Raw genomic sequence first — 25,650 nt, 5'->3', positions numbered from 1 at the left:
CTCCTGAAGCGTGGGGGTGCGTGGCGACCAGCGAACCGTCAGAAGCCCGGCAGGCTGATGCCCGCCGAATCCAGCGCATCGCGCGCCATCTGCGGCATCTCGATGGGCTTGCTGGTGATGGTGGGCGACTCGACCGGCTGCGAAAAGTCTTCGACCCGCTGGTCCCCGATGCCACCCACCGCGATCAGCTGCTCGCAGGCCTGCAGCAGGTCCCAGTCGGTGGGGTCTTCCATCGGCCGGTCGCTGCCGCGCAGCTGCGGGTTGGTCAGCGCGTTGGTCGAGATCACCTCGCCCAGGCGGTTGGTCAGGCGCTGGTGGTTGCGTGCAAGCCAGGCGATGACGATGGCACCGCACTTGGCCTGGGTGCGGTAACGGTGGCTGTTGCGCGTGCCACCGAGGTAGTTGGCATTGACCTGGTCCATCACCTGCCACATGTCGCGGGCGCCGAACGAGGTGCGGATCTCCTGGTCGCTGAGCAGGTCGCGGTACTCGATGATCAGGGTCTTGAGCTCCTTGGAGAACTGGTAGGCGATGCCATAGCAGTTGCGCGACAGGCTGGCGGCGAGGTCGCGCGCGGCCTTGCGCACCTGTTCCTGCGACACCGACAGCGGGATCTGGCTGCGGAACATGCGGTCGACGGTGAGCTGGCGGCCGAACGAGGACACCGACGACACGAAGCGCCACCACAGGTCGTTGAATTCGCGGTTGGGCTGGTTGGTGCTCGGGTCGCCGCCGGGGGCGCCGAAGGCGCGCATGTAGAGGTCGCGGCGCTCGCCCTCGGTGATGCGCTCCGAGGCCTTCTTGTAGTAGCCGTAGAGGTAGTCGCCGGTCTTGCCGTAGCTCAGCGGCAGCAGGCCGGCGCGGAACAGCTCGACGATGCGCTCGACCACCTGGGGCATGCGCGCCTCTTCCAGCTGGTAGGAGAAGTAGATGGCCTGGGCGGCGTCGAGGTTTTCGCGCACGATCTCGCCGTCGGTGGCCTCTTCGAGGTCGGGCAGCGGGATGTCGAACGAGGACGGCGAGGCGCCACCGACCACGCCGCTCTGCATCTCGTAGGTGTTCTCGATGCGGCTGGTGAGCCAGGGGTCGTTGGCGCTGACGCCGTCGGCCGCGAGCTTGCGCACGACCGCGGCCAGGTTGCGCCCGCTGAGCACGCAGACCTTGTCGGTCGCGTTGGGCTGCATCTCCTTGACCGTCTTGCGGTCCTGCGGGTCGCCGCCGGGTTCGATGCAGCCATAGATGTCTTCGTCGATCAGCCGGGACTGGATCTGCGAACGCAGGGTGACCAGGTATTTCTTGCTCAGCAGCTCGAACGCTGCGTCGAACAGCGCGCGGCATTCGCGGTACTCGCCCTGGGCGGCGCTGACCTTCTGCACGAAACCACGGCGGCCGTCGTCGGTGGTGCCTTCGATCTGCAGCAGGCCGCAGATGCCGACGATCTCGCGTTCGCTGGCTTGCAGTGCATCGAGGAAGTTGGACGGCACGCGCTGGGTGCCGATCAGGCCGTATTTGTGGACAAACTCGCTGTCGTCGGCGTCGGCCAGCTCGTCCCAGGGCTTCTGCGCGTAGGTCGCCGCCACCTTGCGGTAGAAGGGGTCAGCGACCACGTCGCTGGCCAGTTTCTCGACGATGCCGGCGAGTTCCTCCAGCTGGCGGGCGCTGAGGCCACCGCTGGTGTCGGCGGTGTTCTGGATGGTTTCAAGGACCTGCCGCCGAGCGCGCAACGCCTGCCGTTCTTTCAGTTCGCGCTCGCCGAGGTCGACCAGGAGGATGCGGTTCATGGTATGTCCTTCGGTGGTTGGGGCCCGCAGGCCGGAAGTGGTGGTGGAAGACCGGCGGGTGCCAGCGGTGGTGGCCGCGGCGCGGCGCGAGGAGGCCGCGGCGCCCGGGGCAGCGCGCGAGGGGGTGGGTTTACTTCGGGTGACCATGGCTCTCTCCTTGTTTGCCGGGTGTCATCGGTGGTGGCCTGGGGGCTCAGGCAACCGCCAGAGCGTCGGGTTCATCGGCAGGGCCGTCTTCTTCTCGCAGCCGGCGGTCGATGTCCGCGTCGAGCCGCCGCAGCGCGGCCAGCGCATCGAGCACGCCCGCACCGCAACCGGTCACGCCGGCCACCGCAAACGGCCTCGCGCTGGCGATCAGGATGTCCCGCGCCTCGACGCTGTCCAGCGGCTGGGCACGCCGCTGGGCGCGCGACGCCAGCAGCGCACAGACCGCGGCCACGTGCGGGGCGGCAAAGCTGGTGCCGCTGGCCAGCTGGTAGCCGCTGATGCCGCAGGTGCGGATGTCGCGGCCAGGCGCACACAGGGCCACATGCCCGCCCCGGGTGGAAAAGGACGCGGGGCCCAGGCCGCGCTCGATCGCGCCGACCGCGATGACCCCGGGCAGCGCCGCCGGGAAGTAGCGCTCGCTCAGGCCCGAGTTGCCGCTCGCCGCCACCAGGATCACGCCCCGCGCCAGCGCGTAGCGCACGATTTCTTCATGGGGCCTCGGCGCATCGGCGTCGAGCATGGACTCGGGCGTGCCGAAACTCATGTTGATGACCTTCACGCCCAGGTCGATCAGCCGCTTCATGCCGGCGTCGATGTTGTCGAGCGCGCCCACGCCCACGCGCTTGTCGCCGGGGCCGAGCGCGGCGCCCAGCACCCGCACCGGCGTGAGCCCGCAGGCGCCCGCGGCCCCCGGGGGCATGCCCTTGCCGAGGGCCGCCATGATGCCGGCGCAGCCGCTGCCGTGGCCGACCTCGTCCTGCGGGCGTTCGCCGGCGCGGCGGTAGTCGCCGACCAGGGTGACGCCGCCCACGGTCTCGGGGTCGAGGTCCACGCTGTCGAAACCCGCGCGCAGCCGCGACGCCAGCTCGACGTGCGACAGCGACACGCCGGTGTCGGCCAGGCCGAGCACCACCGCCGGGTCACCGCCTTCGTAGCGCAGGGCCTCGTCGATGCGCGCGCACTGCCGCACCCAGGCGTGGTCCAGGGTCCGGACGTCTGCCGCGATCCCTGCCCCGGGCGCGTCGGCAAACGGCGCGTGGCTGAGGTGGTTGGCCGTGACCCGCTCGACCATGGGCACTTCCGCCAGCGCCTGCAGCAGCGCCGGCATGCCGGCCGGGTCGCGCACCTGCACCCGCAGCACCCGGGCCACGCCGCTGATCTGCTCGACCTCGTCGAAGCGGTAGGCGCCGGGCACGGCGCGCGCGCTGCGCGGCTGGCGCGCGCTGTGCAGGCGCACCGCGCGCAGCGCGCCGCCGTGGTGGCGCAGCAGGCGGTCGATCACGCCACCGTCGATGTGCTCGGCCATGTCGGCGCCGTGGTGGGTGCAGGCGCGCCAGCCCGGCACGTGCTCGGGCATCTCGCCCAGTTTGAGCGTGAGCAACAGGCGGCCGCGCACGGTGTGAGAGGTGTTCATGCCGGCCTCCATTGCCCGAGCCGGCCGTCGCTCAGTTCGACACGCGCCACCTGCCCGTCGCCGAAATCGACCTCGGCCTCGCACCCGAGCTGCGACGCCATCGGCGCGAGCACGATGCGGCCGTCCTCGGCGCCGACCACGGCCACGCTCTCCCCGGCCGCGCGCACGCGCGGCAGACGCCCGGGGCGCAGGCCGGGCGCGCTCAGGTGCACCCGGCCCGAGGTGTCGCCCGGGCCGGTGCCGGCGCCGGGCTCGACCCGCGTGACCCGCGGCGCCGCCGCGCGCAGCAAGGCCTGCTGCAGACGGTTGACCGGCATGCGCGAGAGGCGCGCGATCACGTCGGTGCCGGCCTTTTCTTTCAGCTCGTTGAGCTGCTGCACCGTGCGCACGCCGATGCGTTCGAGCTGGCGCTGCTCGGTCTCGGAGATCTGGTCGCCCAGGGCCTCGCGCAGCGAGAACTTCGGGTCTTCGGTGCTGTAGTCGACGCTGTTCTCGTCGATCATGGGTTTGGTGATCGTGGTCAGCTGCAGCTTGATACTGCTGGCCTCGGTCTCGCCGGGGCCGGCCGGCCGCAGGTAGATGTCGTCGTCCAGGATCTGCACGAACGCGCGCAGGTCCAGCGACACCTCCTTGACCGCGAAGGTCAGCGGCAGCTTGCCCAGCCTCGCCTTGATCGCCATCGAGGCCTGCGCCTTGTCGAGCTGCTCGGTCAGCGACGAGATGAACAGGTCGAAGGGGACGCCGGCGTCCTGCAGCAGCGGCGTGCTCATGGCTCGGCTCCCACACCGTCACTGCTCCAGCCCAGCGTCAGCCGCGAGGGCGTGGCGCTCCAGGCGTTGACCTCGCTGCTGCGGGTGAAGTCCGCAAGCAGCACACAGCCGCCGTCGCGGAACACCGGCCGCAGGTCGATCGGCAGGGTCATGTCGACCTGGGACAGGCGCAGGCCTTCGCGCGCCTCGATGGCCAGCAGGCCGTCGTGCAGCCCGTCCAGCAGCTGGGAGAGCTCGCGCATCATCACGGCCTCCCTTCGGCGGCCGGCGGCGCGGCGGGTGGCAACGCGGGCGGTGGCGCGGCGGGGCGCATGGCCGGCGAGTGCTGCTGCACCAGGGCGATCTTGGCGGCGTCGGCCAGGCGGTCGAGCGGCAGGGTCTCGCTGACGAAGTTGAGCTTGACCTCGCCGAACAGGTCGGCACGCACGGTGGACTCGTTCTGGGCGTTGACCGCGAGCGTGGACACCATGGTCGTGCTCTGCGAGGTCTGGCTGAGGCTGCCGCGCTCGCCCCAGGTGGCGATCGCCTGCGGGTCGCTGCTGGTGGCGTATTGCACGGCGGCGGCGTCGCGCGCCGCCGCGCGGAACATGACCTTGGCGCTGATGCTGCCGTCGCGCACGGCGACGCGGTTCAGGCCGAGCAGCACCATGGTGGCCAGCAGCTGCTGGCGCTCGGCGCCCACCTTGTTGCGCACCTGGGGCAACACCTGCTGCTCCAGCAGCTCGGTGCTCAGCTCCTGCCCTTCCAGGCCGTAGTCGGCCAGCCACACGGGGCTGAGCTCCTCGGCACGGGGCGACAGCCGGGGTTCGGTTCCGGTGGCGTCCGGCAGCTGGAGCACCACGTCGCCGGGGTAGCGCGAGACCAGCCAGTCGCGCGCCTGGTTGAAGGTCACGTTCTCTTCGGTGAACTGGTCCACCGTCTTCGCCACCGCCGACACCAGGCCGGAGTAGCTCTCCATCTGCCGGATCGAGGCATCGACAATGGCGTCGAAGGTGCCGTGCACGAGCTGGGACACGAAGCCCGGGAAGTCGATTTCATTGACCATCGCGCCGGCCCGGCGCGCGATGGTCTCGGTGGCGGGCGGCTTGCTCGCGGCGGCGGGCGGCGACGGCGTGGCGGCGACCGTCTCACCGGCCTGGGCGCGCGACAGCGCCGGGCCGGGCCGGGCCGGGAAGATCGAACCGCTGGTGCGCGTGGGGCCGGACATGGTGGCTGCTCCGCCTCAGGTCTGTTCCCAACGCCCGTCGTCGCTGTAGGTGCCGTCACCGAACAGGCGGATGTCGCGGATCGCGATCTTGTCGCCGCGCACGTAGTGGGTGAACCGGTACTCGAAGCGCACGCGCAGTGCCGCGAAGGTCGGGTTGCTGCGCGGGTAGACGATGTTGTCGTCCATGATCTTGGCCTTCACGACCAGGCCCATGCCGATGGCGTCGTTGGTCGCGATGTTGCTGATCAGCACATTGCCCACCGACCGGCCGTTGTACTGCCAGTTGATTTCGAAGCCCGCGCTGATCCGGTCCTTGACCAGGAAGCCCACGTCGACCGCCGGCCAGTCGGTCAGGCGGATGGGCCGCGCATCGCTCGCGGGCGGCAGGGGCGACGGCGCGATGTCGTTGGGGTGCTTGTAGCCACGCAGCTGGTCCAGCTCCCAGGTGATGTCGCCGTCGTTGTTGGCCAGGCGCTCCATGACGGCGCCGGCGATGGTGGTGGCGATCGCCACGGTCGCGCCGCCATCGAGCGCCCGCGACACGCTCAGCTCGCGCACCACCGGCGGGGGCGGCGGCAGCAGGTGGATCTGCTCGGGGTCGTCCACGGCCTCGCTGCCCGCGTCGTCGGAGGCCGACAGGGCCTGGGCACCCGCCGCGCTCGCCGGCAGATGCAGGATGCGCCAGTTGCCGTAGTCGGCCTCGGCCATGTTGCCGAAATCACCGGCGAAGGTGTCGAAGGGCAGCCAGGCCTCGTAACCCACGTTCGCGGGACGGAACTCGACCGGGTCGTTGTCGAACGCGGTGCGCGTGTCCCAGGGGTTGAGGATCTTGACCTCGGTGCTCGCGGGATCGTCCAGGTTGCCGCGGATGCCGGCCACCACCACCGCATGGGGCGCCCCGACGATGACCACCCACAGCGGGCCGAACGCGTTGAGCCATTCCGCCCACTGCTTCGGTGCGTGGTAGATGCTCGCGTTGGAGGGCTGGTCGATCACCTCGAAGCCGTAGCGCGCCTTGACCGCCTTGATCAGGTCCCAGCCGAAGGACGTGGTCAGGCTGCCGCCCACCTCGCGGGCGATGGACTCCGGCGTGTGCGATGACGGGCGCCGGTGCGCCAGCAGCATCGCCATGGCGGCCGCCCAGCAGGCGTGCTTGTTGGGCTGCGGGATCAGGTGCACGGCGTGGTCGGACGGCCCGTCGGCACCCAGCGAGCGGCTGCCCTTGGCGCCCGGTGCACCCAGCGACAGGCTGGTGGTGCGGCCCTCGATCCAGTCGATCTTGTTCTGCATCAGGCGGCAACCCCGGTTGAGGTCGTCGCTGTCGCTGCCGGTGTGCACACCGACCACGTAGGAGCGCAGGCTCCCGCTCTTGTCGCTGAGGTAGTACACCGGAGAGCCGCTGGCGCGCTTGAGGGTGAGGATGGGGTAGCTGAAGGTGCTGTCGTCGGGCGCCAGCGCCGCGATGTAGCCGGCGTGCAGGTGCTGCTTGAAGCCGTCGATCGCCTTGGTCAGCTCGGGCACCTTGGTCGACCGCGAGGAATAGCCACAGACCACGACACCCTCGGGCCGCGACTGGTTGAGTTCTTCGAGTTCGTCGAACCACAGACCGTTGGGCGCATCGATGGGCACGTTGTCGATCACCGCCAGATCGGTGGCCGGGTTGCTGCCACCGTAGCTGGCCGGAATCCGCCACGAGGCGGAGGTGACGGTGGCGCGGCCGAAGGGTTCGGTGGACGCGCCGCCGTTGCCGTTCTTGCCCGGGATGATGACCACGCTGGCCTGGTTGTGCAGGTTATGGGCGCAGGTGAGGATGCGGTTGCGGCCGATGTAGAAGCCGGTGCCGCGCGCCACGCCGCCGCTGCCGTCGTTCATCTCCAGCAGACAGATGGCGGAGTGCGGAAAGAGGGTGGTGTTGGGCACGCCGGCGAACCATTCTTCGCGCGCCTGGCTGAAGGCGTCGGCCTGGCAGGTGAGCGCGCTGGCCGGATCGGCGGGGTCGTAGAACGGCGTGATGATTTCCTGCGCCATCGAATAGCCCCGGCGCAGGCCCAGACCCTGCGCAACCACGCCGCCCGACAACGCCGCGGCTTCGGCGGCGAGGTGGCCCATGTAGGTGTCCCAGTCCCACACCGAGTTCGGGCAGCTCGTGTGGGTCGTCCTGGGATCGACTTCGGAATGACCGAGCACGTGGCTGCGGTCGGCCGGCAGTCCCAGCTGCGCACACAACCACGCAACCAGCCTGGCCGAGGCGCGGTACTGCGCGTCGGTGGGGGCGTGGTCGCGGGTGGTGGTGGCGTTGTGTTCGATGCCGATGCTGCGGCTGTTGGCGCCGTTGGCGTGGTGCGCGGTGTCGCCGTGCGCGACCACCTGCACCACCTCACCGCCACGGCCGATCACGTAGTGCGCGCTGACGCGAACCCGCTTGGTGCCCATCATCTGCTTCGGGTTCTGGAACCAGTTCTTCACCGTCTTGTCGTAGTCGTTCTTGCTGGCGGTGATGTGGATGACGATGCGGTCGATGGCCGTGCCCGCCTTGCGGCCCTGGGTGTAGTTGTTGGGATGGGCGGGCGCAAACTTCAACGCGCCCGGGTACTCCGGCGCCGGATCACCCAGGGCGCGGGCGTACCAGGCCTGCGCCTGCGATACAGCGTCGCTGTCGCCGTCGGGGATGTCGCCATCGATGCCCATGGCATCGGGATCGGTGAGGCCGTCGTGCGACGCCTCCTGCGGCTCGCCGAGGCCGTGGCTGTGACCGTGGCCGCGCACCCCCAGCGACTGCGTCCTCGGCACCAGGGCATCGGGCACGTAGCAGGTGCGCGTGGTGATCATGTCCATGTAATAGACCCAGTCCCACACCGCGTTCGGGCAGGCCTGGTGGGTGGTCTTGCCGTCGGCCTCGGCGTGGCCGAGGATGTGCGCGCGGTCGGGTGTGATGCCGAACTGGTCACACAGCCAGGTGACCAGCGCGGCCGACGCACACATCTGCGCCGGGGTCGGGTTCAGCCCCTTGGTGTTGGCGACGTGCTCGATGCCGATGCTGGTGCCGTTGGCCGAGCCGGCGTGCCAGGCCACGTCCTTGTGCGCGACCATCTGCACGATCTCGCCGTCCTGCCCGATGACGTAATGCGCGCTGACCTTGGCCGCCGGGTTCTTGAACCAGCTGATGGTGCCGTTGATGCTGGCGCCACCGTCGGTGATGTGGATCACGATCCGGTCGATGCTGCGGGTGCCGCTGACGGCGCGGAAGTTGCCGCTGGCCGCGGCCTCGAACCGGCTGGCCATCGGGTATTCGGGCGCGGGCAGGTTCAGGCCGCGGGTGCCGTGCCAGCCCTGCGCGGTGCTGGTGGGGTCGTCCGGGATCGGCCCGCCGATGTCGTGCGCGCTGTCTTCGTCGACCGCCGACAGGCCCCGGGCGAAGCGCCCCATCGAGAAGGTCAGCGTCTGCCCCCACTCGGCCGCCACCTGGCGGATCCAGGTCAGCTTGTTGGCGGTGATGCGGCAGCCGAGGTTGGTGGTCGCGTCGTGGGCGGCCACGTGAACCCCCACCAGGTGGGCCTGGGGACCGGCGCCGGTGTCTTCGATCCAGTACACCGGCGACCCGCTGGTGCCGCCGAGGGTCTGGATGTTGTAGCTGAAGGTCTCGTCGGTCGGCAGCTCGCGGATGTGGCCGCCCATCAGGTGCTGGCGGTTCGGGTCGATGGTCTCGTTGACGAAGTGCTCGATCAGGTCGTCGGCGTACCAGCGCGCGGCGTACCCGCTGACCACCACGCCCTCGGGCCGGCTCTGGGTCAGCTCTTCGACCAGGTCGAAGTACTGGCCGGCGCCGACCGCGTTGGCCGCCGGCACCTGGATCAGGGCGATGTCGAAGTCGCTGCCGTGGGTGCCGTATGAACCGTGCTGGCGGAAGGTCTTGACCTTGAAACGGCCGAAGGGCTCGTTGGCCCCCGCCGTGCCGCCGCCGTTCTTGCCGCGAACGACGATCAGCTCGCTCTGGCCATTCACCACGTGCGCGGCCGTCATGATCAGGCGCGGGCCGATGAAGAACCCGGAGCCGTGCAGCCCGCCCTCGGCGGACCCGTCGGGCACGCGGATCTGGCAGACCGCCGCATGCGGCATCACCCGGGTGTCGAGCACGCCCAGGTACCACATGGCGCTGTCGAGAAAGAAGCCCGCCTGCGCGCGCAACGCGTCCCAGAAGTTGGCGGGCTGGTAGTCGGAAGAGATCAGCAGCGAGCGCGCGCTCACCATCGGACGGCGCAAGGCCCCATTGCGCCTGGCCAGGCCCTGTGCCGTGGCGCTCGGCGCGGTCGTCGGGTCCGGCGCGGTGGGCGGTGTGGGTGCCGGTGCGGCGGCGGGCGCCGGCTGCGTCCAGAGCTCGTCCGAGTAGCCGTCGCTGTAGGTGGTGGGCCCGGCGCCCGGGACCGTCGAGGCCTTGGGCGCCGCCGCGCGGTCTTCGTCGCGCGACGGCGGCGGCGGGGTGCCCGCCGCATCGCCTCCCCAGCCCAGCTCGACGCCGCCACCGCCATACGCCGCGCCGTTGTGGGTCAGGGGGCCGCGGCTGCGGACCGAGCGGCGCAGGCCCCGTTCGGTCAGGCCCGAGAGGCTGACGTACATCGTCCCGCGGTCCGGCATGCGCATCGACACCGGGGTGCTGCGGTCGCTCTCGCGGTAGGTCGCGAGACCGAAATACAGGCGCTGCTGGCCCACGAAACGCGACACCACCTCGGGCGGCACCAGGTACACGGCCTCACCGCGTTGCGACGGCGCCGTGCGCAGCAGGCGGCTGGTGTGGAAGTTGCCGGGCGTGCGCTGAGCGCGCAGCTCGGGCCTGAGCAGTGCCGGATCGGTCGCGATGGCGATCTCGAACAGGGGCAACTCGGAGCGCACGGTGAAACCCAGCACGCTGAAACGGTCATCAATCGACTCGCGGTTTGCACGGATAACGGCCATGATCGGCTCCTAGCGGTGTTTGCAGGTTGGAGAAACCTCGGCATCGCCCGCCGCATCGCGGGCCGGTGCGCCGACCCGGAACTCGGCGGTGTCGCTGGCGCGGTCGTCGTCCATGACCGACGAAATGCGCTCCCAGAAGCGCTGCTGCGCATCGATGCCAATCTCCGACAGGTGCGGCTTCATGAAGTCGAGCACCGCATCCAGCTGCCGGAAATACGCCCGCTGGCCACTTTTCACATGCTCCACGGAGCCCCGCCACTCGGGGTCCCTGCTGGGCTGGTCGCCGCGTTCACACCAGATGCGAACGATGAAAACAGCGGTGCGGTCTTCGAGCAATGCCATGGGTGAACTCGGCGTTTTCGGTGGAATGAATGCACTCTGCGCCTGGCACATCACCCCCCCATCACACCAACATCACGCCAACATCACGCCCTCGTCGGCGCAAGGTGATGGGTCGGTGACGCCCGCCGAACGGTCGCGCACGGCGCCCCGCCAGGCGCGCAACAACGAGGCCGCCAGGCCAGGGGTGAACACAAAGGGGATTGGAGCGCGGACGCCTCGGGTGGCGCCCACCCGGGATCGCGGGACAGGCCGTTCAGGCCGGGGGAGGTCGCAGGCTCAACTCGAGCTGGCTGTCGGCCAGGGCCAGGTACTGGCGGGCCGCGACCACCAGCTGCTGGCGCGGGGTTTGCGGGTCCGGCGGCAGGGTTGGCAGCCAAGGTGCCGGTTGGCCGGTCACACCGGTCGGCACCACGGGCACCGCCTGCACGCCCGACACCGCGTTGTCCGCGATCTGGCGGTAGAGGTCCATGGTCTCCCGCATGGGGCCGATCGACAGTTCCCGCCGCAGCAGCTGGCGGCACGATTCAAACTGCAGCAGCGCCTGGGCGCGCTGGCCACTGAGCACAAACAGGCGCATCAGCTCACGGTGGACGTCTTCCCGCAGGGCATCACAGTCCAGGATGCTCTGCGCGTGGCGGATGCTTTCGCCGAACTGGCCACGGACGGTCGCCACCTGCATCAGCCGCCACAAGGCATTCAGGTAGAGCCTGCGGTGTTTCTCGCGCTCCCGCAGCGCCCAGTCATCGATGAAGTCGGTCAGGATGTCGGACTTGTACAGGGCCACGCCCTTGCGCAGACCGTCGATCTCGGCGTCGACCAGGCGCTCGATCGGCTTGGCCAGCCCTGGCGCGATGCTGTGCTCGAACTCCTCGGTGTCCAGCCAGATGTCCGCCGAACCACTCAGGCCAATGCCCCCCCGGCGATCGCTGGCGATGAGATCGCCGCAACGCACCGGCCCGCACTCGATGATGCGGCGCAGGCGCCACAGCGCGGTGTTGAACGAACCCGCGTTCACCGAGGCATTGCCCTGCGCCGGCCAGAGGATGCCGAGCAACTCGCTCCGGCTGAAACAGCGTCCGCGGCCCAGCGCCAGGTACGCCAGAAGGCTGCCGCAGCGGCCTGAAATCGACGTCACCCCCTCGCTGTCCACGCCGTGAGCCACGCTGAGAGAACCAAACAGCCAGATGCGCAACATCCTGTCTCTCCTTACGGGGTCAACGGGAACGCCCTCCTCCGACCAGCAGCCCCATGCATGAGCGGGGTCCCGACTATCCATGAATTGAACGCCCCCCACAAGGGAGCCCCAGCCCCTGTTACTCCGGATGGGGAGTGCCTGAAACATCTTGGCCTTACAAGAAACAGGTTGAAACAAGAACACCCCTTGATGCCAAGGGTCCCGACGAAAAAAAGCGGCCCCGAAGGGCCGCTTTTCCATAGACGCGAAACGGGGCTGATCAGGCCGTCACGCCTTTGGCGTTTTCCACGTATTCCTCGATCTGGTTGAAGTTGAGGTACTTGTAGATCGCCGCGCCGTCCTTGTTCACGATGCCCATGGCTTCGTGGTACTCGGCCACCGTCGGGATCTTGCCCAGCTTGGACGCAATGGCCGCCAGCTCGGCCGAGGCCAGGTACACGAAGGTGTTCTTGCCCAGGCGGTTGGGGAAGTTGCGGGTCGAGGTGGAAACCACGGTCGCGCCTTCGCGCACCTGCGCCTGGTTGCCCATGCACAGCGAGCAGCCCGGCATCTCGGTGCGCGCACCGGCGGCGCCGAAGCTGGCGTAGTGACCTTCCTTGATCAACTCGCTCTCGTCCATCTTGGTCGGCGGAGCGACCCACAGCTTGACCGGGATGTCGCGCTGGCCGCCGAGCAGCTTGGCCGCGGCGCGGAAGTGGCCGATGTTGGTCATGCACGAACCGATGAAGGCTTCATCGATCTTGGTGCCGGCCACTTCGGACAGCGTCTTGGCGTCGTCCGGATCGTTCGGGCAGCACAGGATGGGTTCCTTGATGTCGGCCAGGTCGATCTCGATGACGTGCGCGTATTCGGCGTCCTTGTCGGCTTCGAGCAGTTCGGGATTGGCCAGCCAGGCTTCCACCTTCTCGATGCGGCGCTGCAGGGTGCGCTTGTCTTCGTAGCCGTCGGCGATCATGTTCTTCATCAGCACGATGTTGCTGGTGAGGTACTCCTTGATCGGCTCAGGGTTGAGCTTGATGGTGCAGCCGGCGGCGGAGCGCTCGGCAGACGCATCGGAGAGTTCAAACGCTTGCTCGACCTTGAGGTTGGGAAGACCTTCGATTTCCAGAATGCGACCGGAAAATTCGTTGATCTTGCCGGCCTTGGCCACGGTCAGCAAACCTTGCTTGATGGCGTACAGCGGAATGGCGTGCACCAGATCGCGCAGGGTCACGCCAGGTTGCATTTCGCCCTTGAAGCGCACCAGCACCGACTCGGGCATGTCCAGCGGCATCACGCCGGTGGCGGCACCAAAAGCCACGAGGCCGGAACCGGCGGGGAACGAAATGCCGATCGGGAAGCGGGTGTGGGAATCACCGCCAGTGCCCACCGTGTCGGGCAGCAGCAGGCGGTTGAGCCAGCTGTGGATCACGCCGTCGCCCGGGCGCAGGGACACGCCGCCGCGGCTGGAGATGAACTTGGGCAGCTCGCGGTGGGTCTTCACGTCCACCGGCTTGGGGTAAGCGGCGGTGTGGCAGAAGGACTGCATCACCAGGTCGGCGCTGAAGCCCAGGCAGGCCAGGTCTTTCAGCTCGTCGCGGGTCATGGGGCCGGTGGTGTCCTGCGAACCCACGGTGGTCATCTTCGGCTCGCAGTAGGTGCCCGGGCGCACGCCCTGGCCTTCCGGCAGGCCGACGGCGCGGCCGACCATTTTTTGCGCCAGCGTGAAACCGGCGTTGGTGGCCGTGGGCACGCTGGGCAGGCGGAACAGGGTGGACGCGGGCAGGCCCAGGAACTCGCGCGCTTTGGCGGTCAGGCTGCGGCCAATGATGAGGTTGATGCGGCCGCCGGCACGCACTTCGTCGAACAGCACGTCGCTCTTGAGCTTGAACTCGGCCACGGTCTCGCCGTTCTTGACCAGCTTGCCGTCGTAGGGCATCACGTCAACGACGTCGCCCATTTCCAGCTTGGACACGTCCACTTCGATCGGCAGCGAGCCGGAGTCTTCCTGCGTGTTGAAGAAGATGGGGGCGATCTTGCCGCCCAGCGTGACGCCACCGAAACGCTTGTTGGGCACGAAGGGGATGTCTTGACCCGTGGCCCACACCACGCTGTTGGTGGCCGACTTGCGGCTGGAGCCGGTGCCGACCACGTCGCCCACGTAGGCGACCAGGTGGCCCTTTTTCTTCAGGTCCTCGATGAACTGCATCGGGCCACGCTTGCCGTCTTCCTCGGGCTTGAACGCCGCGTCGGGGCGGGTGTTCTTCAGCATCGCGAGGTAGTGCATCGGGATGTCCGGGCGCGTGGTGGCGTCCGGAGCGGGCGACAGGTCGTCGGTGTTGGTTTCTCCGGGCACCTTGAACACGGTGACGGAGATCTTCTTCTCGACTTCAGGGCGGCTGGTGAACCACTCGGCGTCGGCCCAGCTCTGCATGACTTCCTTGGCCACGGCGTTGCCGGCCTTGGCCTTCTCGGCCACGTCGTTGAAGTAATCGAACATCAACAGCGTCTTTTTCAACGCCGCGCCGGCCACGGCCGCCACCTCGGCGTCGTCCAGCAGTTCGATCAGCGGGTGCACGTTGTAGCCGCCCACCATGGTGCCCAGCAGCTCGGTGGCCTTGGCCTTGGAGATCAGGGCCACCTTTTCATCGCCGTGGGCGACGGCGGCCAGGAAGCTGGCCTTGACCTTGGCGGCATCGTCCACGCCCGGGGGCACGCGGTGCGTCAGCAGGTCCATCAGGAACGCGTCTTCGCCGGCGGGAGGGTTCTTGATCAGTTCGATCAGGGCGGCGACCTGCTTGGCATCGAGCGGCAGCGGGGGAATGCCCAGGGCTGCGCGTTCGGCGGCGTGGGCGCGGTAGTCGGTCAGGAAGGTCGACATGGCGTTCTCCGGTGGGGTGGGTGATGGGTGTGAATGGGAAAGGGCTATGCAGGAAACCAGCCACGCACGGCATCGGGCAAGGGGTGCCCGGTCTGGTGCGCGCGTTCGATCACCTGCCAGAAATAGCGGTAGCTCGCGCGGTCGTGCAGGCGACCGTCGTGCTGCACCGGCGCCCAATGGGCAGAGGCTGCGCGCTCGATGATGGCCAGGGCCGTCTGCACCTCGGCCTCGGCCGGGGCAAAGGCCGCCACGATGGTGCGGATCTGATCCGGGTGGATGCTCCACATGCGGGTGTAGCCCAGCTCGCGGGCGGCCGTTTGCGCAGCAACCCGCAGCGCAGCCAGGTCCTTGAACTCGGTGACGACGTTGTGCGAAGGCACCTTGCCATGGGCATGGCAGGCCGAGGCAATCTCCAGTTTGGCGCGCAGCACCAGCGGATGGCTGAACTGCCCTGCCACGCCCATGCCCGAAGAAGGGATGGCACCACCGTGCGAGGACACAAAGTCCATCAGACCGAAGCTCAGCGACTGCACACGCGGGTGCGCAGCGATGTCGAAGGCTCGGTGCACGGCAGAGGGCGATTCGATCAGCACATGCAAAGGGAGGTCGGGTGCGCCGGCCGCGTCGAGCGCGCTGGCAGCACGCTGCACATCGGCCACGGACTCGACCTTGGGCACCATGAGGTGCACCAGCTTCGAGGCGGCCTGGCCCGCGATGATGGACACGTCGGCATCGAAATGGGCATGGTCGACGGGGTGCACCCTCACAGCGACGCGGGCGCCGGCGGAAGCCCCCAGCGCCAGTTCGGTGACGAGGGCCGCATGTTCGGCCTCACCCCCGACCGGAGCGCCGTCTTCGCAATCGAGCGTGACGTCGAACACGCAGGTACCGTACTCGGCCGTGAGGTCGGCCTGCAGCTGCAGGCTCTTTTTCATCCGCGCTTCCACCCCGCTGTAGTGGTCGCAGACCGGCAGCGCGAACGCGCCGGCCTGGGCACCCAGAAGAATGTCGCGCGGATGGATCACGCCGTGGTTACCAGCGGGTTACAGCAGGTGCTTGACGCCGTCCTGCTCGCCCTGCAGCTCGGCCAAGGTCTTGTTGATGCACTCCTGCGAGAAGGCGTCGATGTCCAGGCCTTCGACCACGGTGTATTCGCCGTTGGCGCAGGTGACCGGGAAACCGAACATCACGTCCTTCGGGATGCCGTACCAGCCTTGGGACGGGATGCCCATCGTGACCCACTCGCCGTTGGTGCCCAGGGCCCAGTCGCGCATGTGGTCGATGGCGGCATTGGCGGCAGAAGCGGCGGAGCTCAGGCCACGCGCTTCAATGATGGCGGCGCCGCGCTTGCCGACGGTGGGCAGGAACACGTCCTTGTTCCAGACCTGGTCGTTGATCATGTCCTTGACCGAAGCGCCGTCGATGGTGGCGAAGCGGTAGTCGGCGTACATGGTGGGCGAGTGGTTGCCCCACACGGCCAGCTTCTTGATGGAGGACACGGCCTTGCCGGTCTTGGCGGCCAGCTGGCTGGCGGCGCGATTGTGGTCGAGGCGCAGCATGGCGGTGAAGTTGCCCGGCTTCAGATCGGGCGCGCTCTTCATGGCAATGTAAGCGTTGGTGTTGGCGGGGTTGCCGACCACCAGCACCTTGACGTTGCGGCTGGCCACGGCGTTCAGCGCCTTGCCCTGGGCGGTGAAGATGGCGCCGTTGATGGCGAGCAGCTCGGCACGCTCCATGCCGGGGCCGCGCGGACGCGAGCCGACCAGCAATGCGTAGTCGGTGTCCTTGAAGGCCGTCATCGGGTCGCTGTGGGCTTCCATGCCGGCCAGCAGCGGGAAGGCGCAGTCTTCGATTTCCATCATCACGCCCTTGAGCGCCTTCTGGGCCTTCTCGTCGGGGATTTCCAGCAATTGCAGGATCACGGGCTGGTCTTTGCCCAGCATTTCGCCCGAGGCGATGCGGAACAGCAGGGCATAACCGATTTGACCGGCGGCACCGGTGACGGCAACGCGAACGGGCTTCTTGCTCATGGTGAAAACTCCAGAAAGGGACGTTGGGGGAATGAAGACAACGAAGGGGCGAACCTCCGAGATGACAGCCACATGGACGAGGAGTAAACCCGGAAAACGTGTGTCGGACTCAGCCCGTGAGTGTACCCTCGCAAACCCTGATACGTCAACTTGTCTTATGTCTTATATAAGATATGATTGACACATTCGTTGCCAGGAGCTGGCGACTTCATCGCGACCCAAAACCATGGCCACCCCGCACGCCAATCCCACTGACAGCACCGCGCCGGACGCCCACATCGGCGTTGACGCCCCACTGTCGCCTGCGGGGGACGTGGCCAGCAACGCCGTGCTCGGCGCCCCGGCTTTCAGCCCGCTCTACCAACAGATCAAGTCGCTGATCCTGCGCAGCCTCCAGGCAGGCGAATGGAAGCCAGGCGACATGATTCCCAGCGAGTTCGATCTGGCCGCGCGCTTTCGTGTCAGCCAGGGCACGGTGCGCAAGGCCATCGACGAACTCGCCACCGACAACCTGCTGGTGCGCCGTCAGGGCAAAGGCACCTTTGTCGCGACCCACGCCGAACAGCACATCCAGTACCGCTTCCTGCGACTGCTGCCCGACGCCGGGACGCTGGAAGCACAGGGGCCTGCCGAACGCCGCATCATCGAATGCCGTCGTTTGCGGGCACCCGCTGAAGTGGCGCGTCAGCTGGAGCTGCGCACCGGCGACGCCGTGTTCCAGGTCAAACGCGTGCTCGCGTTTTCGGGTACGCAGGCAATCCTGGAAGACATCTGGCTGCCGGGCGCGGCCTTCAAAGGCCTGACCCTGGAGACGCTGTCCAGCGACAAGGGGCCGATGTACGCGCTGTTCGAGGCCCAGTTCGGCGTGCGCATGGTGCGTGCGGTGGAAAAACTCAAAGCCGTCGCCGCCGATGCCGACGCGGCGGCGCTGCTCGACGTGGAGGTGGGCCATCCCCTCTTGAGCGTCGAGCGGCTCGCCTACACCTACAACGATGTGCCCATGGAGCTGCGCCGAGGGCTCTACCGCACTGAAATCCGCCACTACCACAATGAACTGAGCTGAAAACCTTGACGCGACCTGCGAGGCACGTGCCGGGCCAAGCCCCACCGTCAGCCTCCGGTATGCTGCGTTGCAATAGAATTTGCAAGCCCGTGGTCTGAGTTACCAACGAGTTACAAGAAACCCTTCCATCCCGAACCCACCCCCCCGGAAGAAAGCCCCCACCATGACAGAGTTGACCAAGAAGCGGCCCGAATTCCGCAACATCAACGCCTTCAAGGACCTGACCACCTACCGCCTGCCCCTGGCTGGCTGGGTATCGATCCTGCACCGCGCCAGCGGTGGCCTGATGTTCATCCTGTTGCCACTGATCGTGTGGCTGTTTGACACCTCGGTGTCTTCCGAAATCTCCTTCGAACGCTTCAGCGCGGCCTTCACGGCGGGCATCGGCTTTGTGCCCGGCTGGTTCTTCAAGCTGGTGGTGCTGGCCCTGATCTGGGCCTACCTGCACCACCTGATGGCCGGCATCCGTCACCTCTACATGGACATGTTCCACGCGGTCACCAAAGAGTTCGGCAAGTCGTCGGCCATCGTCACGTTGGTCCTCAGCATCGGCCTCACGCTGGTGCTCGGCGCCAAACTGTTCGGCCTGTACTGAACCCGATCAAGGAAACCCCATGTCTGTCAATTTCGGTTCCAAGCGCGTCGTCACCGGCGCCCACCATGGCCTGCGCGACTGGCTCGCCCAGCAGATCACCGCTGCCGTCATGGCGCTGTTCACACTGATCGTGCTGTTGCAGGTCGTCTTCACCAGCGGTCCCATCGGCTACGAAACCTGGGCCGCCATCTTTTCCGCCCAGTGGATGAAGGCACTCACCTTCGCTGTCTTTGTCGCCCTGGCCTACCACGTGTGGGTCGGCATGCGCAACATCTGGATGGACTACGTCAAGCCCGCCGGCATCCGCCTGGTGCTGCACGTCTTCACCATCGTCTGGCTCCTGTCCTGCCTGGGCTGGGCTGTTCAAGTTCTCTGGAGGCTCTGAAGCCATGACCGTTACCGCAAATCTCCCCAAGCGCCAGTTTGATGTCGTGATCGTTGGCGCTGGCGGCTCCGGCATGCGCGCCTCGCTGCAACTCGCCCGCGCCGGCCTGAAGGTCGCCGTGCTCTCCAAGGTGTTCCCGACGCGCTCGCACACCGTCGCCGCACAGGGCGGCGTGTCCGCCTCGCTCGGCAACATGAGCGAAGACAACTGGCACTACCACTTCTACGACACCATCAAGGGTTCCGACTGGCTGGGTGACCAGGACGCCATCGAGTTCATGTGCCGCGAAGCGCCGAAGGTCGTGTATGAGCTTGAGCACTTCGGCATGCCGTTCGACCGCAACCCCGACGGCACGATCTACCAGCGTCCCTTCGGCGGCCACACCGCCAACTACGGCGAGAAGCCGGTGCAGCGCGCCTGCGCCGCGGCCGACCGCACGGGCCACGCCATGCTGCACACGCTGTACCAGCAGAACGTGCAGGCCCGCACCACCTTCTTCGTCGAGTGGATGGCGCTGGACCTGATCCGCGACGCCGACGGCGACGTGGTGGGCGTGACCGCACTGGAGATGGAAACCGGTGAAACCTACGTGCTCCAGGCCAAGACCGTGCTGCTCGCCACCGGCGGCGCCGGCCGCATCTTCGCCGCGTCGACCAACGCCTTCATCAACACCGGCGACGGCCTGGGCATGGCGGCACGTGCCGGTGTCCCGCTGCAGGACATGGAGTTCTGGCAGTTCCACCCCACCGGCGTGGCCGGCGCGGGCGTGCTGCTGACCGAAGGTTGCCGCGGTGAAGGCGCCATCCTGCTCAACAGCAACGGCGAGCGTTTCATGGAGCGCTACGCCCCCACCCTGAAGGACCTGGCCCCGCGTGACTTCGTGTCGCGCTGCATGGACCAGGAGATCAAGGAAGGCCGTGGCTGTGGTCCCAACAAGGACTACGTGCTGATGAAGCTCGATCACCTGGGCGCCGAGACCATCCGCAAGCGCCTGCCCTCGGTGGAAGAGATCGGTCACAACTTTGCCAACGTGGACATCACGCGCGAACCGATCCCCGTGGTGCCCACCATCCACTACCAGATGGGCGGCATCCCGACCAACATCCACGGTCAGGTGGTCGCACCCGATGGCAGCGGTGCACAGAAGGTGGTCAACGGCCTGTACGCGGTCGGTGAATGCGCTTGCGTGTCGGTGCACGGCGCCAACCGCCTGGGCACCAACTCGCTGCTCGACCTGCTGGTGTTCGGTCGCGCGGCCGGCAACCACATCGTCGAGTTCAACGACAAAAACAAGACCCACAAACCCCTGCCGGTCGATGCCGCCGACAAGACGCTGGCCCGTCTGGCTCGCCTCGACAACTCGACCAGCGGCGAATACGCCCAGGACGTGGCCAACGACATGCGCGCCATCATGCAGCAGCACGCGGGTGTGTTCCGTACCCAGGCCTCGATGGACGAGGGTGTGGCCAAGATCAACGCACTGCGTTCCCGCGTGGCCAGCATCACGCTGGCCGACAAGTCCAAGGTGTTCAACACCGCGCGCATCGAGGCGCTCGAAGTGGACAACCTGATGGAGGCCGCGCAGGCCACCATGACCTCCGCCGCCGCCCGCCGCGAGTGCCGGGGCGCCCACACCGTGAACGACTACGAGCGTCCGGCCGACGATGCCCAGTTCCCGCTGGGCCGCAACGACGTGGAGTGGATGAAGCACACGCTGTGGGACAGCGCCACCAACAGCCTGTCGTACAAGCCGGTCAACCTGAAGCCGCTGACCGTGGAGTCCGTGCCCCCGAAGGTCCGCACCTTCTAAGCACCATCCCGCACAGAACACGCCCGGAGAAAAACACCATGGCCCTTCGCACATTCAAGATCTACCGCTACGACCCGGAAAAGGACGCCAAGCCTTACATGCAGACCATCGAGGTCGAACTCGACGGCCATGAACGCATGTTGCTGGACGCGCTGATGAAACTCAAGAAGGTTGATCCCACGATCTCCTTCCGCCGCTCCTGCCGCGAAGGCGTCTGCGGCTCAGACGCGATGAACATCAACGGCAAGAACGGGCTGGCCTGCCTGACCAACATGAACACGCTGCCTGGCGTGATCACCCTGAAGCCGCTGCCCGGCCTGCCGGTGGTGCGCGACTTGATCGTGGACATGACGCTGTTCTTCAAGCAGTACAACAGCATCAAGCCCTACCTGATCAACGACACGCCGCCGCCCCAGACCGAGCGCCTGCAGAGCCCCGAAGAGCGCGACGAGCTCAACGGCCTGTACGAGTGCATCCTGTGCGCCAGCTGCTCCACCAGCTGCCCCAGCTTCTGGTGGAACCCCGACAAGTTCGTTGGCCCCGCAGGCCTGCTCCAGGCCTACCGCTTCATCGCCGACAGCCGCGACGAAGCCACCAGCGAGCGCCTCGACAACCTCGAAGACCCCTACCGCCTGTTCCGATGCCACACCATCATGAACTGCGTCGACGTCTGCCCCAAAGGTTTGAACCCGACCAAGGCCATCGGCAAGATCAAGGAAATGATGGTGATGCGCTCGATCTGAGCGCACCGCCCGACCCACCATGGAAACCAGCACCACCGATGCCCTGCTCGATCAACGTGGGTTGAGCAAGCTGCGCTGGCGCTGCCGCCGTGGGCTGCTCGAGAACGACCTGTTCATCGACAGCTTCTTTGCCAGACACGGATCTGACTTGACTGTCAGGCAGGCCGAAGCTCTCGGGGTTCTAATGGATTTGTCCGACAACGATCTGCTGGATCTGCTGCTCGGCCGAAAGCCACCCCAAGGCGAATTGGCCCGTGATGACGTCACGCACGTGCTGGGCATGCTGCGCGCCGCCCGGCAACCCGTTTAAGAAGACCTCCTTAAAAGGAAACCGCATGAAACTCGTAGACAACAAAGCCACCCTGTCGTTCTCCAATGGCAGCCCCAGCGTCGACCTTCCGGTGTACGCCGGCAGCATCGGTCCTGACGTGATCGACATCCGCAAGCTGTACGCACAGACCGGCATGTTCACCTACGACCCCGGCTTCCTGTCCACGGCCTCGTGCCAGTCGGCCATCACCTACATCGACGGCGACAAGGGCGAGCTGCTGTACCGCGGCTATCCCATCGAGCAACTCGCCACCGGTTGCGACTACCTCGACACCTGCTACCTGCTGCTGAACGGCGAACTGCCGAACGAAACCCAGCGCAGTGATTTCCACAAGCTCGTGATCAACCACACCATGGTCAACGAGCAGATGCAGTTCTTCATGCGCGGGTTTCGCCGTGACGCCCACCCCATGGCGGTTCTGACGGGCCTGGTGGGTGGCCTGTCGGCCTTCTATCACGACAGCACCGACATCAACAACCCCAAGCACCGCGAGATCGCGGCCATCCGCCTGATCGCCAAGATGCCCACGCTGGTGGCCATGGCCTACAAGTACGGCATCGGCCAGCCCTACATGTACCCGCGCAACGACCTGAGCTACTCGGGCAACTTCCTGCGCATGATGTTCGGCACTCCCTGCGAAGAGTACAAGGTCAACCCGGTGCTCGAACGCGCGCTGGACCGCATCTTCATCCTGCACGCCGATCACGAGCAGAATGCCTCCACCTCCACCGTGCGCCTGTGCGGTTCGTCGGGCACCAACCCGTTCGCAGCCATCGCAGCCGGCGTGGCCTGCCTCTGGGGCCCTGCCCACGGCGGCGCCAACGAGGCCTGCCTGAACATGCTGGAAGACATCCAGCGCCAGGGCGGCGTGGCCAAGGTTGGCGAGTTCATGGAGAAGGTCAAGGACAAGAACTCCGGCGTCAAGCTCATGGGCTTCGGCCACCGCGTGTACAAAAACTACGACCCGCGCGCCAAGCTCATGCAGGAAACCTGCGACGAAGTCCTGAAAGAACTGGGCCTGGAGAACGACCCCCTCTTCAAGCTGGCCAAAGAGCTGGAAAAGATCGCGCTGGAAGACGAGTACTTCGTCAGCCGCAAGCTCTACCCGAACGTGGACTTCTACTCCGGCATCGTGCAGCGCGCCATCGGCATCCCGGTCAACCTGTTCACCGGCATCTTCGCCCTCGCCCGCACCGTCGGCTGGATCGCCCAGTTGAACGAAATGATCAGCGATCCCGAGTACAAGATCGGCCGTCCGCGCCAGCTGTTCACCGGCGCCGAGCGCCGCGACGTGAAACCGCTGGCTTCGAGGTAAGAGACCCATCCCCGCGCCGCCTGCGGCGTCACCCCCTCAAGGGGGCGGCACTGGCGGCCCGGCGAAGCCGGTTTCGCAGTGCCCTGCGTGGACTGCCCTTCAAAAAGCCATGGTCCGGCTTCTCCTCATCCACAAAACCCGCTCACGGCGGGTTTTGTTTTGGCGGGGGCACCCATCGTCAAATACGACGACAAAACCAAATCCAAGGTGCGAAAATCATTGACTCATCGTCATTGACGACGAGTCAACCATGAACGCCCCGGACCGCAGCTTCACCCGCCGCCTCGATCTCACCTCGCTCCAGCTCTTTGTGGCGGTGTGCGAGCGCGGCAGCATCGGCAAGGCGGCGGAGCAAGAATTCATGGCCACCTCGGCCGTGAGCAAACGCCTCTCCGATCTCGAAAGTGCCGTGGGCACCCCGCTGCTTTACCGCCACGCCCGGGGTGCCAGCCCCACACCCGCCGGCCAGAGCCTGCTCCACCACGCGCGTTCGATGCTGTTCAGCCTGGACAAGATGCAGGGCGAGTTGTCCGAGTACGCCGACGGCGTAAGGGGCCACGTGCGCGTGCACGCCAACATCTCGGCGATCGTGCAGTTCCTGCCCGAGGACCTGGGCAGCTTCATCCGGCAGCATGACGCGATCAAGATCGATCTGGAAGAACACCTCTCCACCGAGGTGCTGCGCGCCGTGCACGAAGGCGCCGCCGATCTGGGCATCTGCCACGCCGGCGCCACCAGCCAGCCGGGCGGGCTGCAGATCAGGCCCTACCGCCAGGACCAGCTCGCGCTGGTGGTGCCGAGTCGCCACCCGCTGGCAGAGGCAAAGATCCTGTCGTTCGCCGACAGCCTGGAGTGGGACCACGTGGGCCTGCACGCCAACAGCTCCATCTACCTCGCCATGCACGCCGCCGCGGCCGAGGCCGGTCGCGGCATCCGATTGCGCATCCGGGTCACCGGTCTCGACGCCATGTGCCGCATGATCCACAACGGCCTGGGTGTCGGCCTGATGCCCCGGCGTGCCTTTGAGCTGATGCACGGCGTCGGCGAACTCGCCTGCATTGCGTTGAGCGACGAGTGGGCCAACCGCCGCATCGAACTGGTCGCGCGCGATTTCTCCAGCCTGCCCGTCAGCGCCCGTCTGCTGGTGAGCCACCTGTCCGAACAAGCCACCGCTCACACCACCCCGCTCTAAAATTTCAGCCCCACCGGAGAACCCCACCCCATGGCACGCACGCTCTACGACAAGATCTGGGACGAACACGTCGTCCACACCGAAGAAGACGGCACCGCCGTGCTCTACATCGACCGCCACCTGGTGCACGAAGTCACCAGCCCGCAGGCCTTCGAAGGCCTGCGCCAGGCCGGCCGCAAGGTCTGGCGCGTCAGCTCGGTGGTCGCGACCGCCGACCACAACACGCCCACCACCGGCTGGGACCAGGGGTACGACGGCATCACCGACCCGATCAGCAAAGAGCAGATCACCACGCTCAACAGCAACATCGCCGAGTTTGGCGCCGCCGCTTTCTTCCCCTTCATGTCCAAGCGCCAGGGCATCGTGCACGTGATCGGCCCGGAAAACGGCGCCACGCTGCCCGGCATGACCGTGGTCTGCGGTGACTCGCACACGTCGACCCATGGCGCCTTTGGCGCGTTGGCCCACGGCATCGGCACCAGCGAGGTCGAACACGTCATGGCCACGCAGACCCTGCTGGCCAAGAAAGCCAAGAACATGCTGGTGCGTGTGGACGGTCAGCTCGCCAAGGGCGTGACCGCCAAGGACATCGTGCTGGCCATCATCGGCAAGATCGGCACCGCCGGTGGCACCGGCTACACCATCGAGTTCGGTGGCAGCGCCATCCGCTCGCTCAGCATGGAAGGCCGCATGACGGTCTGCAACATGGCCATCGAAGGCGGCGCGCGCGCCGGCCTGGTGGCGGTGGACGACAAGACCATCGAGTACGTCAAGGGTCGTCCGCTCTCGCCCACCGGCGTGGAATGGGACCAGGCCGTGGCCTACTGGAAGACGCTGTTCTCCGATGCCGATGCCACCTTCGACGCCGTGGTCGAGCTGGACGCCACCCAGATCGTGCCGCAGGTGACCTGGGGCACCTCGCCCGAGATGGTGCTGGGTGTGGATGCCCGTGTGCCCGATCCCGAGAAAGAAAAAGACGTCAGCAAGCGCGGCGCCATGGAGCGCGCGTTGACCTACATGGCGCTGGAACCCGGCAAGCCGCTCAACGACATCTTCGTGGACAAGGTGTTCATCGGTTCCTGTACCAACAGCCGCATCGAAGACATGCGCGAGGCCGCGGCCGTGGTCAAGAAGCTGGGCCAGAAGGTCGCGAAAAACATCAAACTGGCGATGGTCGTCCCCGGCTCCGGCCTGGTGAAAGACCAGGCCGAGCGCGAAGGCCTGCACGAGATCTTCAAGGCCGCCGGATTCGAGTGGCGCGAGCCCGGTTGCTCGATGTGCCTGGCCATGAACGCCGACCGGCTCGAGCCAGGCGAGCGCTGCGCCTCGACCAGCAACCGCAACTTCGAAGGCCGCCAAGGCGCCGGGGGCCGCACCCACCTGGTCTCGCCCGCGATGGCCGCCGCTGCCGCGATCCACGGCCACTTCATCGACGTCCGCACCATCGCCTGATCCACGAG

Annotated in this window: 20 protein-coding genes; 9 read left to right on the top strand and 11 right to left on the bottom strand. The window is 67.0% G+C overall.

The genetic code is table 11. The features are described 5' to 3' along the window. Positions 1-38: 38 nt before the first annotated feature. The 11 genes from IM738_RS02655 to IM738_RS02605 form a co-directional block, all read right to left on the bottom strand. Positions 39-1,781, bottom strand: a complete 1,743-nt coding sequence (locus tag IM738_RS02655) for a hypothetical protein (RefSeq protein WP_236964351.1) — start codon at positions 1,779-1,781, stop codon at positions 39-41. A gap of 193 nt (positions 1,782-1,974) precedes the next feature. Further along, a complete protein-coding gene (locus IM738_RS02650; RefSeq protein WP_236964350.1) occupies positions 1,975-3,402 on the bottom strand; it encodes a S8 family peptidase in 1,428 nt (475 codons plus the stop codon). Continuing rightward, positions 3,399-4,172, bottom strand: a complete 774-nt coding sequence (locus IM738_RS02645; protein ID WP_236964349.1) for a hypothetical protein — start codon at positions 4,170-4,172, stop codon at positions 3,399-3,401. The genes IM738_RS02650 and IM738_RS02645 overlap by 4 nt, the downstream gene beginning before the upstream one ends. Continuing rightward, positions 4,169-4,414, bottom strand: coding sequence for a hypothetical protein (locus tag IM738_RS02640; RefSeq protein ID WP_236964348.1), 246 nt, complete (start codon positions 4,412-4,414; stop codon positions 4,169-4,171). The genes IM738_RS02645 and IM738_RS02640 overlap by 4 nt, the downstream gene beginning before the upstream one ends. Before the next feature lie 2 nt (positions 4,415-4,416). Further along, the gene (locus IM738_RS02635; protein ID WP_236964347.1) at positions 4,417-5,379 is read right to left on the bottom strand and encodes a hypothetical protein; all 963 of its coding nucleotides are present in this window, start codon (positions 5,377-5,379) and stop codon (positions 4,417-4,419) included. Between the two features lie 15 nt (positions 5,380-5,394). Then, positions 5,395-10,329, bottom strand: a complete 4,935-nt coding sequence (locus IM738_RS02630; RefSeq protein WP_236964346.1) for an N-acetylmuramoyl-L-alanine amidase — start codon at positions 10,327-10,329, stop codon at positions 5,395-5,397. A 9-nt stretch (positions 10,330-10,338) separates the two neighbouring features. Beyond that, positions 10,339-10,671: a hypothetical protein gene (locus IM738_RS02625; RefSeq protein ID WP_236964345.1), complete on the bottom strand. Its 333-nt coding sequence runs from the start codon at positions 10,669-10,671 to the stop codon at positions 10,339-10,341. 253 nt (positions 10,672-10,924) lie between these two features. Further along, positions 10,925-11,866: an AfsR/SARP family transcriptional regulator gene (locus IM738_RS02620; protein ID WP_236964344.1), complete on the bottom strand. Its 942-nt coding sequence runs from the start codon at positions 11,864-11,866 to the stop codon at positions 10,925-10,927. Between the two features lie 259 nt (positions 11,867-12,125). Further along, positions 12,126-14,726 carry a bifunctional aconitate hydratase 2/2-methylisocitrate dehydratase gene (acnB, locus tag IM738_RS02615; protein ID WP_236964343.1) on the bottom strand — a complete coding sequence of 867 codons (2,601 nt, stop codon included), beginning with the start codon at positions 14,724-14,726 and terminating at the stop codon, positions 12,126-12,128. Positions 14,727-14,770: 44 nt separating this feature from the next. Beyond that, positions 14,771-15,751: an HpcH/HpaI aldolase/citrate lyase family protein gene (locus tag IM738_RS02610; RefSeq protein WP_236964342.1), complete on the bottom strand. Its 981-nt coding sequence runs from the start codon at positions 15,749-15,751 to the stop codon at positions 14,771-14,773. A gap of 18 nt (positions 15,752-15,769) precedes the next feature. Further along, complete coding sequence (locus IM738_RS02605) at positions 15,770-16,756, bottom strand: malate dehydrogenase (RefSeq protein WP_236964341.1); 987 nt, start codon at positions 16,754-16,756, stop codon at positions 15,770-15,772. Between the two features lie 226 nt (positions 16,757-16,982). Between IM738_RS02605 and IM738_RS02600 the strand changes: the two genes are divergently transcribed. The 9 genes from IM738_RS02600 to leuC all read left to right on the top strand — a co-directional run bounded on the left by IM738_RS02600 (position 16,983) and on the right by leuC (position 25,642). Next, positions 16,983-17,819 carry a GntR family transcriptional regulator gene (locus tag IM738_RS02600; RefSeq protein ID WP_236964340.1) on the top strand — a complete coding sequence of 279 codons (837 nt, stop codon included), beginning with the start codon at positions 16,983-16,985 and terminating at the stop codon, positions 17,817-17,819. A gap of 163 nt (positions 17,820-17,982) precedes the next feature. Then, positions 17,983-18,414 carry a succinate dehydrogenase, cytochrome b556 subunit gene (gene sdhC, locus IM738_RS02595; RefSeq protein ID WP_236964339.1) on the top strand — a complete coding sequence of 144 codons (432 nt, stop codon included), beginning with the start codon at positions 17,983-17,985 and terminating at the stop codon, positions 18,412-18,414. A 19-nt stretch (positions 18,415-18,433) separates the two neighbouring features. Then, entirely contained in the window at positions 18,434-18,799 is a 366-nt protein-coding gene (gene sdhD / locus IM738_RS02590; protein ID WP_236964338.1) for a succinate dehydrogenase, hydrophobic membrane anchor protein, read from the top strand. A 4-nt stretch (positions 18,800-18,803) separates the two neighbouring features. Further along, the gene (sdhA, locus tag IM738_RS02585; RefSeq protein WP_236964337.1) at positions 18,804-20,609 is read left to right on the top strand and encodes a succinate dehydrogenase flavoprotein subunit; all 1,806 of its coding nucleotides are present in this window, start codon (positions 18,804-18,806) and stop codon (positions 20,607-20,609) included. Positions 20,610-20,647: 38 nt separating this feature from the next. Continuing rightward, a complete protein-coding gene (locus IM738_RS02580) occupies positions 20,648-21,352 on the top strand; it encodes a succinate dehydrogenase iron-sulfur subunit (RefSeq protein ID WP_236964336.1) in 705 nt (234 codons plus the stop codon). Between the two features lie 19 nt (positions 21,353-21,371). Beyond that, a complete protein-coding gene (locus IM738_RS02575; RefSeq protein WP_236964335.1) occupies positions 21,372-21,662 on the top strand; it encodes an FAD assembly factor SdhE in 291 nt (96 codons plus the stop codon). Positions 21,663-21,687: 25 nt separating this feature from the next. Next, positions 21,688-22,998 carry a citrate synthase gene (locus tag IM738_RS02570; RefSeq protein ID WP_236964334.1) on the top strand — a complete coding sequence of 437 codons (1,311 nt, stop codon included), beginning with the start codon at positions 21,688-21,690 and terminating at the stop codon, positions 22,996-22,998. 250 nt (positions 22,999-23,248) lie between these two features. Beyond that, positions 23,249-24,190, top strand: coding sequence for a LysR substrate-binding domain-containing protein (locus IM738_RS02565; RefSeq protein WP_236964333.1), 942 nt, complete (start codon positions 23,249-23,251; stop codon positions 24,188-24,190). Positions 24,191-24,220: 30 nt separating this feature from the next. Continuing rightward, positions 24,221-25,642, top strand: coding sequence for a 3-isopropylmalate dehydratase large subunit (gene leuC / locus IM738_RS02560; RefSeq protein WP_236964332.1), 1,422 nt, complete (start codon positions 24,221-24,223; stop codon positions 25,640-25,642). Positions 25,643-25,650: the final 8 nt, after the last annotated feature.

Source organism: Hydrogenophaga sp. SL48 (genome assembly GCF_021729865.1).
Taxonomy (GTDB): domain Bacteria; phylum Pseudomonadota; class Gammaproteobacteria; order Burkholderiales; family Burkholderiaceae_C; genus Hydrogenophaga.
This window is presented reverse-complemented; position numbering and strand designations above follow the sequence as displayed.